We start from the raw sequence: 15821 nt of genomic DNA, 5'->3' as shown, positions 1-15821 counted from the left end.
CCGCACAGGGGCAACGCTAATAGACCACTAGCAATTCAAGGAAAGGCCAACGCCCTAAGATCACTGACAAAAAGCGCCGCGCAGGCAAACAACCCCAGCAAATCCCAACGCCGTAGGCAAACAACCAAACCGCCCCGCAGGGAAAAAAACCATAAACCCCAATTTCTATGTGACCATACCCAAACCCCAACCCGCACGGAGTGCAACAAAAAAATGCAACACCCTGACCCACTCCACCCCCTGCGCCCCTTCCTGAAAAACTTCGTGTGGGAACACGGCCACATCGGCACTCGCTACATCAACTGCGCCACCGGCGAAATCGCCTTCGATGATGGCAAAAAATCCCGCTTCGCAGCAGAAAAATACCTCTACGTCCCGCTCGACAAAGACGCCACCGACGACCCACTGGCCACCGGCCCCGCAACCCAGGACGCTGCCCTCGCGCGCTTCCTCCGCGCCGCGCAACTCGGCAAACCTGAAGAAGCCGGCTCCGCCGCGGAAGTCCAACGCGCCGTTCACGATTGCCTCGACCTCGCAATCTTCAGCGCCTACCAGCAAGACGCGCTGCAAGCAGTCGACCACTACACGCAGGAAGCAATGTTCGACGACGAAATCCGTGCGGCGCTCGTCGACGATATTCGCCGGGTCTACACACCCATGCGCGAACAATTAGCGCTCTATGACTTCACCGTGCTACACGGTCTACCCACGCCGCTTCTCTTCAGCGATTCACCCTTCATCGACTGGCGCGTGCGCGTCAAACCCGCCATGCCGTTCGTCTCGCTTCCCCTCGGACCCTATGCATTGCTGGTCGGCACGCCGTCGGGAAGAACCAGTCGCGCCGCACCCGTCGCGTGGAAAACGGCCGTGTCGATGGGCGTGCTAAAAGATCACAATCGCCTGATGGCCGAGCGCGCCCGTCTGTGGATCGTGGCAACCAGCGACGATCAACTGGTGGCCATACAAGATCGCTTCAAGAAAGACGGCGCGTAACCGGCCACAGCACTCCGCACACCTTCACGCCTCGCGGTGTGAATGCGCTTCAAGCGCAAGCGAAAATGCCAGATGGCCGATTTCGATGCCCATGGTGTTGATCATCCGCGGTGCATGAAACGCGCCCAGTTGCGCACGTTGCTCAGGGCTGCCGATATCAAGCCGCGCGAGCAGTTCAGCAACGATTGCGTACAGCAAGCTGATGTTGCCGTCCTCCACCTTCACCGCAATCCCGAGTGCACCGTTGGCCCCAAGCCGCTCAGTCTGCCGGGAAGCCCGCACGCCGATTGCGTAGCTGCCGTCTGCGCCGACCTTGCCGATCAGCGCACCATCGAACGCCCGCATCAAGGCAGTACAGAAGCGCCCTTCGCCTGCCACCCACTCCGGATGCGCGGCCATCGCACGATAGATGCGTGCGAGCGCGACCGTGCGTGGCGAAATGGAAGAAGCAATGGACGAAGAAGCCGCAGAGGAAGCCGAAACCTCGTCCTCCGCAGCCGCGAGCTTCGCGAACAGTCGGGCGAGTCGGTCAAGAGCGAACGCCGGCGTCGGCAGATTGCAACCGTCAATCGACCATTGCACCGCGTCGTCCGGCAAGTCGCATACCTCGGCGACGGTATGCTTCACGCGCACCTGTAGCGGATGCTCTGGCAGTTCATAACCCCGTATCGCCGCGCCGATCGAACGCGCCCCGGCCAGCATGCCGGCGTGCTTGCCCGAACAATTGCTGCACACCGCGTCCGGTTTGAAATCGCGCTTCAGCCAGTCGATGTACACGGCGTCGGACAGCGGGGGATGGCCGCCGCAACGCAGATCGGCTTCGCTGACCTGCGCCTTGGCCAGCATCTGCCTCGTCCGTTCGATGTGGCGCGGCTCGCTGCTGTGCGACGCGCACATGAGCGCGAGATCCGTTTCGTCGAAACCGAAACGCTCGAGCGCGCCAGTCTCGACTACCGCCAAGGCCTGTGCAGGTTTTGCCGCGGAGCGTGCCAGCGTGATACGCGACGGATCGCCGAATGAATACAGCAGGCGGCCGTCGGCCTGAACCACGGCGACATGGGCGATATGTGTGTTCTCGATCGCTTCACCGCGATAGACAGTCGCCGCAATCGGTCCGGTTTCACGCAAGGTCATGTTCGTTCTCCTCCTGATCGCGTCGGTCGTCGCGATCGTTATCAATCATGGTGACGCGAGCGATTCTACGTTCGTCTTTCGCGCAATCCAAATCTCCATTGGCCGGCCACGGCATGCACGCGATTTGCACGAAGCGGCGAACCAGTGCTTAAGCCGCTTCGTGAATATGCTCGACAAGGTAGTCGATCAGCGCCCTCACCTTTGGCGGCAAGAAGCGGTTCGGCGGATACAGTAGCCACACCGACCCCACGTATGCGCGCGCTTCGAGATTCCAGTCGGGCAGCACCCGCACGAGTTCGCCGCTGAGCAATGCATCGGTGGCGGCAAACTCAGGCAGGTTCGCGATGCCGAAATCCTGCTGCGCGGCTTCGAGTCGCGCGCCCGCATGATTGGCGATGTAACGCCCTTTCACGTCGACAGTTTGGGTCTCCGCGCCACGGCGAAAGCGCCAGCGGTTGTCATCGGCGGTTTCGCCGAGATAGATGCAATCGTGCTTGAGGAGATCGCGCGGTTGCGCCGGCGTGCCGTGCTCACGCAAATAAGCCGGCGATGCACCCAGCAGCCAGCGCACGGCCCCCAGCCTGCGTCCCGCGAGCCCTTGTGGGGGATGCTCGGTCAGACGGATCACCAGGTCGACATCGTCGGCGAGCGGGTCGACGTCGTGATCGGTGAACAGCAGTTGCAGGTCGACTTCATCGTAGGCGCGCAGAAAGCCGGGAATCAGCGGATGAATCACGGTCTTAGCGAACGCGGTGGGCGCGCTCACGCGCACTTTGCCTTGCGGCCGTGCGGCCAGTTGCCCGGCGGCATCCACCGCGCCCGAGGCGGCGCTCACCATGTCGCGGCAAAAACGCGCCACCTGGGCACCGGATTCCGTGACCCGCACCGTGCGCGTGGACCGTTCGAGCAGGCGTGTCGCCAATGCGTCCTCGAGCCGTTTGATCTGACGGCTGACCGTAGACGGCGTACTGCCGAGCTGACGTGCGGCGACCGAAAAATTGCCGGCATCGACGACGCGCGCGAAAACCGCCATGTCCGGCAGCAAGGCAAAAAGGTCGGTTGGGTTCATCGTCGGGCGCTCGTGGAGTTTGAGCCGATTGATGCATCTGAAACATAAATGCTATGCGCAGCGACCCGATTATCGCCTTACAAGCAAAGTTCGACAATACGCGCTCATCTGCCTGAGGTCCGCCATGTCGAAACAAGAACGCCTGATTCTGCTCTCCGATCTGATGCTGCTCGCGGTCGCCGTGGTGTGGGGCACCAGTTACGGCGTCGTCAAAAGCGCCCTGGTGTTCTATCCGGTTCTAGGTTTGCTCGCGATCCGCTTCGGCATCACCTTCGTGATCCTGTCGCCCACCTTGCGTCATTTGCGCGCCACCGATGCCCGCACAATGCGCGGTGTGCTGATCGCGGGCGCGTTGCTTCTCGGTATCTTTCTCTGCGAAACCTTCGGTATTCTGCTGACGCGCGCGGCCAATGCGGCGTTTCTGATCAGCCTGTGCGTGGTGATGACGCCGCTCGTCGAATGGTGGCTGCTCAAGCGCAGGCCGACTCGCATCGAATGGGTGGCGGTCGCGCTTTCGCTGTTCGGTGCCTGGCTGCTGGCGGGGGATGGCGCGCTGAGTTTCAATCCCGGCGACGCGCTGATTCTGCTCGCCGCACTGCTGCGCGCGCTGAACGTGTGTGTGACTAAACGCGTGATGCGCGACTCCGCGTTGCCGCCTTTGTCGGTGACAGCAGTTCAGTCGGGCGTGGTGGCATTTGGCAGCGCGGTGGTGGCGGTGCTGTTTGTGCCGCAACAGTGGCAACCGGTGCCGTCGCTTGCTGGGCACGCCATCTTCTGGGGCTACATCGGCTATCTGGTGATCGCGTGTACGTTGTTCGCGTTCTTTGCACAGAACTTTGCGATCAAACGCAGTAGCCCCACGCGCGTGTCGTTGCTGATGGGCAGCGAGCCCGCCTTCGGCGCGCTGTTTGCGTGCGTCTGGTTAGGTGAACGGATTTCAACGGCGGCATGGATCGGCGGTGCGTTGATCGTTGCAGCATCGATTCTCGCGACGGTGCGATGGACCGCGTTGCGTGTGAGCGCGGCGGAGGCTTAGAGATTTTCCGAGGCCCGCTCCGATCGCTGCACACGCACCTTCCGATTAGCGCGACGCGACCGTGCCCCGTTCGCTCACCACTTCGCCATGCTGCAAGACATACGCGAGCCGCTCGCCCTGCCCGGTCAACACGCCGATATCCTTGAGCGGATTGCCGTCGACCACCAGTACGTCGGCAATTGCCCCTGCTTTGATGACACCTAGCTTGCCGCTGCGATCGACGATCTCGGCCGCGATCGTGGTGGCCGAACGCAATGCTTCCAGATTGCCGAGAACCTCGGCACGAATGCGCAATTCGTCGCTCTGGAACGTATGCATTTCGCCGAGCAGGTCCGAACCGAATCCCATGGGCACACCGGCATTTGCATAGATCTGCAGCGAGTCGCGACCCGCTTGCCGCACGGTCTCGACCTTGGCAATCGAATCGGCGGGCAAGCCGTAGTCGGCGCCGTGTTTGGCCAACGCATCGTAGGTGACCAGCGTGGGCACGACGAATGCGCCGTGCTCGCGCATCAGTTTTGCCGCGGCTTCGTCGACCAGATTGCCGTGCTCGATCGTGCGCACGCCGCAGCGAATCGCACGCGAAATCGCGCGGCCGGTGTAAGCATGCGCCATCACGTATGTGTTGGCTGCTTCCGCTTCGGCAACGATCGCGCGGATTTCGTCCTCGGAGTATTGCGTGTTGCTGATCGGATCGGTCGGCGAAGCGACGCCGCCGGAGGCCATGATCTTGATCTGCGTCGCGCCCTTCTGAATCTCTTCACGCACTGCAAGCCGCACCGCGTCGACACCGTCGACCACTCGCGCAATCGCCCCGGCACGAAAGGCGCATGAACAGGGTTCGAGCACGTCACCGCGTGGACGGAAATCGCCGTGACCGCCGGTTTGCGACAACGCCTTGCCCGACGGGAAAATACGCGGCCCCGGGATCAATCCGCTCTCCAGCGCTTGCGTCAAACCCCAATCGGCGCCGCCCGCGTCACGCACCGTCGTAAAGCCGCGGCCGAGCATCGCCTTCAGGATCGGCAGCGCGCGAATCGCGGTGAGGATATTCGGCTGTGTCACATTCACACCGAGGTTCGCGCGTGAAGCCAGTACGTGCACGTGACAATCGATAAGGCCGGGCATCACCGTCTTGCCGCGTGCGTCGATCACGCGTGCATTCGGCGGATCGACAGGACGATCGGTGACTTCGACGATGTGGCCGTTTTCGATCACGACGTGATGATGTTCAAGCAACGCGCCCTGGGCCAGATCGAGTACGTTACCGCCGCTGATTACCGTAATGCTCATTGATATCTTCCTGACTGGATGAAGGAATCCGTCCGCTTTTCGCTCGCCGGACGCGCCGCCTCAGGCGTGGCTGCGGCGTGGATCGCGCACATAGAACGTGCCGACGAGGCTGATGGTCGCGGCAATCATCACGTAGATTGCGGGCGCCATATTGCTACCCGTCGACGCAATCAGCCACGTGATGAAGAACGGCGCGAAGCCACCGAAAATCGTCACCGCGAAGTTGTACGCAACGGAGAGGCCCGTCGACAACACCTTGGTCGGGAACAGCTCGGAGAAAGCCGCGAGAATCGAACCGGTGTAGGTGGCGATCAGCAGGCCGAACACGCCCTGAAACACCATCAACGAAGCGAGTCCTGGCGCGCGGTTGATGTAAGCGAACATCGGCCATGCAAGTAGCAGGATCAATACCGCAGCGCCGGACAGGAAACGGCGGCGGCCGAAGCGGTCAGCGAGCTTGCCGACCACCGGCGAGAAACACATGATCATCACGCCGCCGAACATGCCGGCACGAAAGCCCATCGATTGCGGCAGATGCAGCGTGCGCACCGAATACGTCGGCATATAGAACAACAGCACGTAGGTGCACACCGTCCATAAAATCACCATCGAAAAGCTCGCGAACGTCTCACGCGGAAAGCGGCGGAACACTTCCGCGAGCGGTGAATCGCTTTTGGCCTCTTCCGTAACCGCGCTGAACGCCGGTGTTTCGTCCATGCGGCTACGAATGAAATAGCCGACCGGTCCGATCAGAATGCCGATCAGGAACGGCATTCTCCAGCCCCACGAATGCAGCGCATCGGCGCTCAGACTCGACGTCACGAAGGTGCCGACCCCGGCGCCCAGCAGCACGGCAAAGCCGATGCTCGACTGAATCCAACTCGAATAGAACGCACGCTTGCCCGCCGGCGCATATTCGGTGAGAAACGCGGTGGCGGTGCCCATTTCGCCGCCGGCCGAAAAACCTTGCAGCAAGCGGGCGACTACGATCAGCACCGGCGCCCACAGACCGATCTGGTCATAGGTCGGCGCGAGACCGATGAGCGCGGTGCCGCCCGCCATCAGCAGAATGGTCAGCGAGAGCGCCGCTTTTCGTCCGACTTTATCCGCGTACACGCCGAGCACCATGCCGCCCACCGGCCGCATGAAAAAGCCCACGCCGAACGTCGCGACAGCAAGCAGCAACGAGGTGAGTTCATTGCCGGTCGGAAAGAACAGCTTGGCGATGATCACCGCGAAAAAACTATAAACGGTGAAGTCGAACCACTCGAGCCCGTTACCGAGCACAGTGGCGATAATGGCGCGGCGCCGCTGCTGCGCGAGCGAATCCACGGATATCGCGACGTTGGATGAAAGCGTTCCTTGCATGGTCTCTTTCCTCATCAGGCTGCTTGTGCGGCTAGTCGTGAAGCCGCTGCGTGGCTACGGGTTCGGCGAGCGTTTGCCAGCAAGGCGGCGTGTCGGAATCGAGCGGCGCCTTTGCATGCATAAAGCCGATCGTAGAGAGACCTGATTTGTTTTCGAAACGAAAGATTCGCATGCACGCATGCGCGTGGCGCATGCGAAATGCAGTCAGGCTGCGGGCGCGTTGCTCGTCTCCGCGGGTGTTTGCCCAGCCTTTTGCCCGCTTGTCTGCGCCTCTGCCTGCTCGAAAAGCCAGCGCGTAAAGAGGCGCGCCGCCTGGTTCTCCGCGCGGTCGTTCGGCGATACGACGTAGTACCCGCCACCGTGGCTCGCTGATGCTCGCGTGGCGCGCACCAGCAGCCCCTCGTTCAGACACGCATCGATCATGTGACGCCAGCCGAGCACGACGCCCTGGCCGAGAATCGCCATCTGCACGAGTTGCGGATAATGATTGACGACGACCGACTGCGGAGACGCAGGCATCTGCACATTGTTGAGACGGAACCATTCGGGCCACGACATCCATTGCCGCTGACCGTCTTCCTGCATCAGCAATGTTTCATGCGCGAGATCGGCGGGCTCCAGCACGCGGCCGGCGAGATATCCGGGTGAACATACCGGGTACACGTCTTCGTCGAAAATGCGGCGGGCGGTGAAATGCGGCTCGGCACGCTGCCTGATGTAGTACATACCCACGTCGAATTCCGCGGGCGACAACGATGCGAGCCCGTCGCGCACGATCATCCGGATCTTCACGTTCGGATGGGCCGCGCGAAACGCACCCAGGCGCGGCGTAAGCCACAACACCGCCACGCCCGACGAACACGCGATCGTCAACTCCAGATCGCCGTATCGCTTCATCACATCGAGCGTCGCTTCCGAGCAATTGGCGAGCAGCCACTGCACATGCTTGGCGTAACGTTCGCCTGCGATCGTCAACCGTAGGGCCCGGTGCTCGCGTACGAAGAGCGAGCGGCCGAGGAAGTCTTCGAGTTGCGCGATCTGGCGGCTGACCGCGCTTTGCGTCAGATGCAGTTCTACGGCCGCTTTAGTGAAGCTGGCATGGCGCACGGCCGATTCGAATGCGATCAGGCATTGAAGCGGGGGTAAAGGGGCGATCCGCATGATGAGGGTGGCCGAGTGAGGTTGCCACCATCATAGCGGGTCGAAGCGCGCGTCAAATCATGCGTGCGATGTAGCGCGTAACTGCGCGGCTTCGGCCTTCAGCGCCACGATCAATGACTTGGCGCCAACGCCTCTTCCCGCTCCAGCGAGCGTGTGTGCTTGAGTTCCGGGAAAAATCGCATCCACAGCAGCGCGACGGCGATCGTTGCGATGCCGCCCACCAGCACGGCCGGTTGCGCGCCCCACCACCCTGCCGTCACACCGGATTCGAATTCACCCAGTTGATTCGACGTCCCGATGAAAAGCGAATTGACTGCGCTGACACGACCCAGCATTTCGTCCGGCGTGCGCAGTTGCACGAGCGACAGGCGCACCACCACACTGATGGTGTCCGATGCGCCCAGCACCATGAGCGCGAAGAGCGACAGGAAGAATTGATGCGACACACCGAAGACCACAGTCGCCGCACCAAACGCAATCACGCCGCCGAACATCGCAGCGCCGGGCCGGTTGCGTAGCGGGAAATGCGCGAGCCAGATGGTGCCCGCAAGCGCGCCGATGGCGGTGCCTGAGCGCAACAGGCCGAGACCGAGCGGCCCCGTGTGCAGGATATCGCGCGCAAAAACCGGCAGCAGCGCTGTCGCGCCACCGAACAGCACGGCGAACAGATCGAGCGATAGCGCGCCGAGTATTACTGGCTCTTTGCGGATGAAAGCGATGCCCGAGAACACCGACTCGAGCGTCACCGGCGCGCGGCTCGCCAGCTTGGCCTGCAACGGAATGGCCCACACCGTGGCAGCAGCAGCCGCGAACGACAGCGTGCACGCGAGGTAGGCCACGCCCGGACCGATGCCGTACAACAGGCCGCCCAATGCCGGACCTGCGATCTGGGCGGTTTGATTCGCGGAGGTGGCCCATGCCGTCGCTTTGGGCAATTGTCCGCGCGGCACAACGCCCGGCAACAGCGATGCAACCGCAGGCGACTCGAAGGCGCGGGCTGCGCCCACGCATGCGGCCAGAACGTAGATAATCGGCGCGCTGATCCAGCCACCGAAGGTGCCGAAGGCGAATAGCAATGCAGCGACGCTTTCGAGGCTTTGACAGATGGCCGCAATCCGGCGACGGTCGTAACGGTCGGCGACGTGACCAACCACGAGCGTCAGCACGAACATCGGCAGAAATTGGGCGAGGCCGACGAGGCCTAGTGCGAAGGCGCTATGCGTGAGTGCGTAGATGTGCCAGCCCATGGCCACGGCGAGCATCTGGAACGACAGCGATGAGAGGATACGGGTACACCAGAAACGTTGGAATGCGGGGTGTTTTGGCAAACTGAAGTTAGAGTCGCCGGCGGGGTCGGCTGGGGGTATGGGCATTGGTGTCTTGCTCTTTACTAGGCTGGCTGGGGCGGCAGGTAGTTTAGAGCAAGTTTGTTTATTTTATTTTTATGCATACGCGAGGCCTTTATGGGCCCTGCGTTCGGCTTTCGGGCGCGATCTGGACGTTCGATCCCGTGCACGAGTTATCATCTCGACCCTAGAGCGAATCGTCTAAGGTGATTCGTAATCCACTCGTAAGAAGCGTCTCTTGCACGCACGTATAACAACGCAAAATTACCGCTATGCGACAAGCGCTGCCAATTCAAATAAGCATTTCTCCCAGCGCTACCGCCCGTATATCGACGGTCTTCGGGCCATCGCCGTGTTTGCCGTGATTTTCTGTCATGCCGGCTTCAGCGGATTCAGCGGTGGATTTATCGGGGTCGACGTGTTTTTTACAATCTCCGGATTCGTAGTGGGAACGTCGATTCTCGGCGACTTGTCGCGTGGCACGTTCTCGCTCGCTGACTTTTACGCGAGACGCGCAAAGCGCCTCGCACCCGCGCTTTACGTGATGCTCGCGGCGATTTTTGTTTTCAGCATCCTGTTTTCATTCCCCGAAGACAGCTTTCAGCTCACTAAAAACATACTCGCTGTCGCGACAATGACATCGAATATCTTTTTATCGAAACAAACGGGCTATTTCGATGCGGCTGCGTCGGACCAGCCCCTGCTTCATACCTGGTCGCTATCCGTCGAAGAGCAGTTCTATCTTTGCCTTCCGATATTTCTCGCGTTGCTCTACCGGAAACGCAGAAGCTGGATCGTGCCGTCGCTCTGGCTGGTCACGGTCGTTTCGTTCGTCTGGGCGGTGATTGCATCCCGGCATGGTGCGGCGTCAACCTATTACTTCGCGCACCTGCGCGCTTTCGAATTCCTGCTCGGCACATGGCTCGCCACTATCCAGGTCAATCGGCAGGTTTCGCGGTCCGCCGTTTTCGACGTGCTCACGCTGGTCGGCGTAGCGATTGTCCTCGCCGGCATTTTCGGTGTCAGTCGGACCTCGCAGTTTCCCGGCATGGGCGCCCTCGTCCCCTGCGGCGGCACGATGCTCATCATCGCCGCGGGCCGGCACTCGCGGGTCGCCGACGGGTTGATAGGCAACCGGGCGATGGTGCTGACCGGGAAAATCTCTTATCCGCTATACCTGTGGCACTGGCCGGTATTTTTTGCGCTGCGTCGACTCGACCTCGCCACGCCGCGAAACTACTTGCTGGCAATCGGTGGGACCTATGTCCTTTCCTGGCTGACGTACCGCTATCTTGAGCAACGTGTCCGCGAATCGAAGCTTTCGACCCGATCGGCGATTCTTTACCTGCTGGCCGCACCGCTCTTGATCGCGGGTGCACTCGCGGCGACTGGCAAGCTCACGAATGGCTTCCTGTTTGCGTATCCCGCGAAGATCCGCAGCGACGTTCATTGGTCAGGCGATGCGTTGTTCGACATGCCCCGCGGTAAAGCGTGCTGGTCCAAGGTGGACGTCACCGAGGAGTCGGGCTGTCACCTCGGCGCGGCTGCCTCAACGGACAAAGCGATCTTGTGGGGCGATTCGCATGCCTATCACCTGATCTATTTCTTCGATCAACTGGGCAAGCAATACGATCTCCAGATTCACGACGTCGCGCTGACGCTGTGTCCACCGATCGAGCGTGAGCCCGCGCTTCCGGGCGATCCCACCTTGACGGAAGATCACCTGAAATGTGTCGCGCACGACAAGGAGGTCATGTCATACGTAATGTCACGGCCCGACATCAAAACGGTGTTTATGGCGGCGGCCTGGCAAAACTATCAAAACCTCTCAGTCAATCGCGATTCCGGTCCAAATGGCCACGGATTCACGCCATATCAATTTGACGCCGAACTCGCTTCGACGATCGGCAAGCTGACAGAGGCCGGCAAGCACGTCATCCTGATGGACGACGTACCGACGATCCCGACGAGCCTGATCAACTGCGACTTCAAGAACGACCTGTTTATCCCTATCCACAAACAGGCGTGTGAGTTCAACGTGTCGAGAGCGACGGATGAACATGCACCTGTTGCGGCCATGCTTGAGAAACTGCGATCACAGTACCCCCAAGGTCGACATTGTCCATACGCACGATGTGCCTTGTTCGGATACAAAGTGCACGCTCGATTTTGACGGACTCCCGATCTACCGGTACGACGACTATCACCACCTGAGCGTGGCTGGCAGCACGCTGCTGTACCCGCAATATCTGAAGAGACATCCCGGCGAACTGGACAAGATCCTGCGCTACAAATAAACGCGACACCGGCAAACTGAGTTTTGGCCGCAACCAGTTTGCCGATCTTACTGGTTGAGACGCCGCTCGGTGCGCTGGACGGGCGGGCAGATATAACCCTGAAAATGGGCATTCGCGGGGTCGACTACGCTGGCACCAGGTACGCAGGCGACCGAAGTTTCCAGCAGGACCGGGATAAGCATTCAATCTCCAGGTCACCTACGCTGCCCACACTGCCTCGAGAAACGACAGCAGCCTACGATTGCTCTCCTCGATACCGTAATGGTCCGCCCGTGTCCGAGCCTTAACGGCCAATGCCTCACGAGGCCCGATGTCCGTCAATAGCCGTTCCATCGCATCTGCCATCGCACGGATATCGCCCACCGGCACGAGAGTGCCTGCTTTCCCACCATCGAGAATCTCGCGCGGTCCGGTTGGGCAATCGGTCGCAACGATTGCCTTGCCGATTGCCAACGCTTCCAGCAACACCATCGGCATTCCTTCGTATTTAGAACTCAGGACCAGTAACGAGGCGCGCGCTACGATAGGGTGTGGATTGTCCTGATGGCCCACGAAATGCACCCGTTCAGGTACGTCCAGTTCGCGCGCGAGGCTCTGAAGTTCCTCGAGATATTCGCCGTTTCCGACGATAACAAGGTGCTCCTCAACGGCACCACGCCGCGCCAGTTCGGCATACGCGCGCAATAGCGTTCGATGATCTTTCTGAACTTCATCGAGGCGCGCGACGGAAACGATGTAGGGTGCGCCATTGGGTGTCAACTGAATGTCGTCGTGGCACGCTGAGGCGCGCTCGCGGATCGATTCGATATCGATGGCGTTCGGCAAGACAATTACTCTCTCCAGCTTGCCCTCGAAAATCCGCGCCGCCTCGTCAGCCATATGTTGGTTCAGCGCGGCAACGCCGTGATAGCGCCGGTACTGGGGTAGCAGACGCTGGATCTTGCGGGGCCTGCCGCCGAGACGCGCGTCGAAGCTGAAGTGATTGACGCCCAGCCACGCAACGTCGAAGCGGCCGGACAGCCGACGCAAAGACATGTCGAAATCGACGATAACGTCCACGCCATGCGCAAGCTGCGCCGCCCGCTTTGCCACATGCGGCCGAACCGCCAATGTGTTGTGGACGTCACGCGCGATGCGCCCCAATTTGCTGAGACGCCGCTCGTATCGCTTCGACTGGAAATACTTGAGCCACGGACGATCCACAAGGATCTCCACGTCCACATCGGGCGGAATCAGCATGCGAAAGCGATTTTCCCATGCCGGCGACGTGTGCATCACAGACAGCGAGACTTTGAAGCGGGTTCGATCAAGAATCCTCAGCCACTGGATCAGCGAAGATTCAATACCGCCGTCGTTGAAATCCGTGACGTGGAAAAGGACACGGATACGTCCGTCGTTTTTCGATTGAGACTTGTTATTGAACATAAACTTTTGTTTCTTAAGGTTCTCGGAACGGAGGCCCGTACCCGAGCCTCCGCCAAGCGTCGCGTTGGCTGAGGTCTCCGCGCCAGTTGCGGATTTCCCCTGCAACTGGGCGTTGTTGCATAAATCAGTCTGTCGAACGAACTGACGTATACGCGCAACAGCGCTTGCGGTGTTCGACGCAGCGTACACCCTCTGACGGACGACCGCTTACTCGGCCTTCGCGGAACTCGCCGAATCGGTTTGAGCCGTCGGCGCGGAAGCCTCTTTCGGCGGAGCTTCTTCCTTGATCTCATAGGACGGGTCGCGCACCCAACGGCTCAGGTCCTTGCTGATCACAATGGTCGTGCGATCCAGAATCGAACAACTTCCTTTGAACGCACCCCACATGCCGCCGACCGACCAGCGGTTGATCTTGGTGTGACGGATGACCTTGCCGTCTTCAATCAGATCCGCACTCACAGTCGTAGCCTTGGGGCCGCTCCACGCGCCGCCGCCGACGCCCAGTACGTGGGTGATCTGCAATCTGAGAATCTTTGCGCCGCCCGCGTCGGCTTGCGATGCGATGGTGCCGTCGCCGGTTCTGTTGATCTTGCGGAGCACCTCGCCGACGTGGTTCGTGAGCATGTCTTCGATGTGACATTCGTTTTTGATCTGGTCGACGACGCTGGCGTCCGGTGCGTAGGTGACTGGGGTTTCCAGTAGAACCGGACTGGCGGCGAAGGCCGAGGTCGTTGAGAGGCAGAGAGCGGTGAGGAGAAGTTTTTTCATAGCGTGAAGTCTTCTAGTGTTGTGGTTTGGTGTGGAATTTCGGTTTGTGTGGTGGGATCGAATGCATCAAGCGCTTCAAGTGACACGAAGGCTATCGCTCCATGACGTCGCCCGCCCCATGCATCCGTGCGTACTTCATTCGAAGCTGAAGCGGAGGTCCTTGACAATCTGTTCGTTACCCCACTTGAACGAACAAACGCGAGCCACCTCGACCCTGACCGTTTTTGATCCCGTGGTCTGCTTTTCACTGACAGGCACGCATCCGCCCTGAATGGTCACAATTGGGGTGCCTTGGTTCGACAGCGGGAATTCGATGCCCGCGTCCTCGGGAATCGTGTGGGTGAGCGAGACATTTTCAATGTAGTCGTCGGGCGCGGAAAGAATCACGGCGTTGTCGACTGATAGCGTGTAGTAGTCGTGCTGAAACGGCACCTCAGTGATACAGATCTTCGAGGTGTGCTGACCAATAGTTTGTGTCTGGCATTTGGGCGCTGCAGCGAATGCTGGTAGCGCGCCAAGCAGGAGGGAGAGAGCAAAGAGGTTTTTCATATAAGCTTGGTTTTCAGGAAAATGGTGAAGTACGTCCAGCGAAGACGGTTCGTACCGCCGGTGTTCTGCTGAATCAGGTCTTGCAGCGCCCGCGAAGGCGTCGCGAGCATCGACGGATCCTGCACAAGATAGTTACCCAAACTGTCGCTTACCGTCTTCATGCCGGTCGTGTCGTAGACCGCGGTGGCCGGGGTGTTCGCGTTCAACGGCACCACGATTCCCGTCGCGACAATCTCTCCGTACTGGCTGTTGTTGGCCGCACGCATCGCGCTCTCAATCTGACCCGCTGTAATCGGCGATTCATCTGGGTTCGTGATACCTTGAGCTGCCGCATTCGCGGCTATCTGTTGTGCCTTGGTCTTTTCTTGTGGGTGCAACTGCCGGGTATACAGGTTCGACCGGCGTTTACTGAGCGTCCAGTTGAAAAACTGGAAAATCGTCAGGAAAAACGTTCTTCTCTGGAACGATGTGCAGGATCATCAGCTTCGCTATTTCCGCTTCTTCTTCTCGGGTTAATGCTACAAGACGGACATTGCAATTTGTGCCGCCGACCGATTTGTTGGCCGCTAAGGTGACGAAAATGTCCTCGCCGCCACGCCACCACTGAATCCCCAGCGGCAATTTTTCTTCTTGAATGGTCTGCAGAGAATCGGCGTCGATCTGACGACACTCCCCTTCGCCATTCCAAACATGACACATCCCCGACTGAGGATTCTTCATTGAGAAATTTCGCTGATCGAACAAATGCTTCAACTTCTCAAGCAATTGCGTTGCAGATCCATTTGTCCAAGCTGTGTAGGTAAAGGAAGCCATATCGTTCAGTTAAGGAATTGGTTTCACAAAATTCGAACCGAGTACTTTTGTTGCGGCATTGATAACTGACTGCGGTGTGCCTTCCGCGTAGTAGAAGTAAGCGTCGCAAAGCTGTTCGCCGCCTTGATCGTGCCGCTGTTGGTGACCGTTTGCGCGTTCTGCAGATCGATGTTCGTCGCCGCGATAACCGGGCCGTTATACGTATTGTTCGAAACCCCAACGACGGTCGGCGCGATATTGACGGTTTGATGGCCATTTGCAGCGGTTGAAATCTTGATTGCCGTTCCACCGTCGACCGATATGCCAAATGCATATATACCGCACGGCACGGCAATAAGCGCGGCGACAATCAACCTGATATGAAATTGACGCAGACGCAGGCTCCCGTGGCCTGCGCTGCTTCCCCGTGTGCGGCTAGACATTCCTGTTTTCACGCAACTGTTCGTTGCGGGTTCTCTTGGTCGATTCGTTCAATACGCGCGACTTCTGCGGTCGCAGAATTCGTAAGACGAATGTAAGCGCTCGATTTGTACCGTCTGTTCGTGGCGGCGGGAGGGGTGCAATCTGAT

General features: G+C 59.7%; 16 protein-coding genes. 3 read left to right on the top strand and 13 right to left on the bottom strand.

Features of this window, described 5'->3' with window-relative positions; genetic code table 11:
* Positions 1-213: 213 nt before the first annotated feature.
* On the top strand, positions 214-993 hold the full coding sequence (locus tag M0D67_RS41050) for a hypothetical protein (RefSeq protein WP_266243362.1): 780 nt from the start codon (positions 214-216) through the stop codon (positions 991-993).
* Between the two features lie 24 nt (positions 994-1017).
* Here the strand turns inward: M0D67_RS41050 and M0D67_RS41045 are convergent, their stop codons facing one another.
* A complete protein-coding gene (locus M0D67_RS41045; RefSeq protein WP_266243357.1) occupies positions 1018-2127 on the bottom strand; it encodes an asparaginase in 1110 nt (369 codons plus the stop codon).
* 148 nt (positions 2128-2275) lie between these two features.
* Positions 2276-3196 (bottom strand): LysR family transcriptional regulator, encoded by a 921-nt coding sequence (locus M0D67_RS41040; RefSeq protein WP_266243355.1) that lies wholly within the window; start codon positions 3194-3196, stop codon positions 2276-2278.
* 124 nt (positions 3197-3320) lie between these two features.
* Here M0D67_RS41040 and M0D67_RS41035 point away from each other — a divergent pair, with 124 nt between their 5' ends.
* On the top strand, positions 3321-4232 hold the full coding sequence (locus M0D67_RS41035; protein ID WP_266243353.1) for a DMT family transporter: 912 nt from the start codon (positions 3321-3323) through the stop codon (positions 4230-4232).
* A gap of 45 nt (positions 4233-4277) precedes the next feature.
* Here the strand turns inward: M0D67_RS41035 and M0D67_RS41030 are convergent, their stop codons facing one another.
* The 4 genes from M0D67_RS41030 to M0D67_RS41015 form a co-directional block, all read right to left on the bottom strand.
* Positions 4278-5525 (bottom strand): amidohydrolase family protein, encoded by a 1248-nt coding sequence (locus tag M0D67_RS41030; RefSeq protein WP_266243351.1) that lies wholly within the window; start codon positions 5523-5525, stop codon positions 4278-4280.
* A gap of 60 nt (positions 5526-5585) precedes the next feature.
* Positions 5586-6893 carry an MFS transporter gene (locus M0D67_RS41025; protein WP_266243349.1) on the bottom strand — a complete coding sequence of 436 codons (1308 nt, stop codon included), beginning with the start codon at positions 6891-6893 and terminating at the stop codon, positions 5586-5588.
* 204 nt (positions 6894-7097) lie between these two features.
* Positions 7098-8054: a LysR substrate-binding domain-containing protein gene (locus tag M0D67_RS41020; RefSeq protein WP_266243347.1), complete on the bottom strand. Its 957-nt coding sequence runs from the start codon at positions 8052-8054 to the stop codon at positions 7098-7100.
* Between the two features lie 110 nt (positions 8055-8164).
* Positions 8165-9427 carry an MFS transporter gene (locus M0D67_RS41015; RefSeq protein ID WP_266243345.1) on the bottom strand — a complete coding sequence of 421 codons (1263 nt, stop codon included), beginning with the start codon at positions 9425-9427 and terminating at the stop codon, positions 8165-8167.
* 211 nt (positions 9428-9638) lie between these two features.
* Between M0D67_RS41015 and M0D67_RS41010 the strand changes: the two genes are divergently transcribed.
* Positions 9639-11573 carry an acyltransferase family protein gene (locus M0D67_RS41010; RefSeq protein ID WP_266243343.1) on the top strand — a complete coding sequence of 645 codons (1935 nt, stop codon included), beginning with the start codon at positions 9639-9641 and terminating at the stop codon, positions 11571-11573.
* A 171-nt stretch (positions 11574-11744) separates the two neighbouring features.
* Here M0D67_RS41010 and M0D67_RS41005 read toward each other — a convergent pair whose 3' ends face one another.
* The 7 genes from M0D67_RS41005 to M0D67_RS40975 all read right to left on the bottom strand — a co-directional run bounded on the left by M0D67_RS41005 (position 11745) and on the right by M0D67_RS40975 (position 15686).
* Entirely contained in the window at positions 11745-11879 is a 135-nt protein-coding gene (locus M0D67_RS41005) for a hypothetical protein (RefSeq protein WP_266243341.1), read from the bottom strand.
* A 16-nt stretch (positions 11880-11895) separates the two neighbouring features.
* Positions 11896-13122 (bottom strand): glycosyltransferase, encoded by a 1227-nt coding sequence (locus tag M0D67_RS41000; protein WP_266243360.1) that lies wholly within the window; start codon positions 13120-13122, stop codon positions 11896-11898.
* A 207-nt stretch (positions 13123-13329) separates the two neighbouring features.
* Positions 13330-13890: a hypothetical protein gene (locus M0D67_RS40995; protein WP_266243339.1), complete on the bottom strand. Its 561-nt coding sequence runs from the start codon at positions 13888-13890 to the stop codon at positions 13330-13332.
* Positions 13891-14025: 135 nt separating this feature from the next.
* Entirely contained in the window at positions 14026-14439 is a 414-nt protein-coding gene (locus M0D67_RS40990) for a hypothetical protein (RefSeq protein ID WP_154565546.1), read from the bottom strand.
* Positions 14436-14705 carry a hypothetical protein gene (locus M0D67_RS40985; protein WP_266243337.1) on the bottom strand — a complete coding sequence of 90 codons (270 nt, stop codon included), beginning with the start codon at positions 14703-14705 and terminating at the stop codon, positions 14436-14438. Before M0D67_RS40985 ends, M0D67_RS40990 begins: the two co-directional genes overlap by 4 nt.
* Before the next feature lie 139 nt (positions 14706-14844).
* Positions 14845-15252: a hypothetical protein gene (locus M0D67_RS40980; RefSeq protein ID WP_154565544.1), complete on the bottom strand. Its 408-nt coding sequence runs from the start codon at positions 15250-15252 to the stop codon at positions 14845-14847.
* A 23-nt stretch (positions 15253-15275) separates the two neighbouring features.
* Positions 15276-15686 carry a hypothetical protein gene (locus tag M0D67_RS40975; RefSeq protein WP_154565543.1) on the bottom strand — a complete coding sequence of 137 codons (411 nt, stop codon included), beginning with the start codon at positions 15684-15686 and terminating at the stop codon, positions 15276-15278.
* Between the last annotated feature and the right edge of the window lie 135 nt (positions 15687-15821).

The organism is Paraburkholderia sp. SECH4, assembly GCF_030511745.1.
GTDB lineage: Bacteria > Pseudomonadota > Gammaproteobacteria > Burkholderiales > Burkholderiaceae > Paraburkholderia > Paraburkholderia madseniana.
This window is presented reverse-complemented; position numbering and strand designations above follow the sequence as displayed.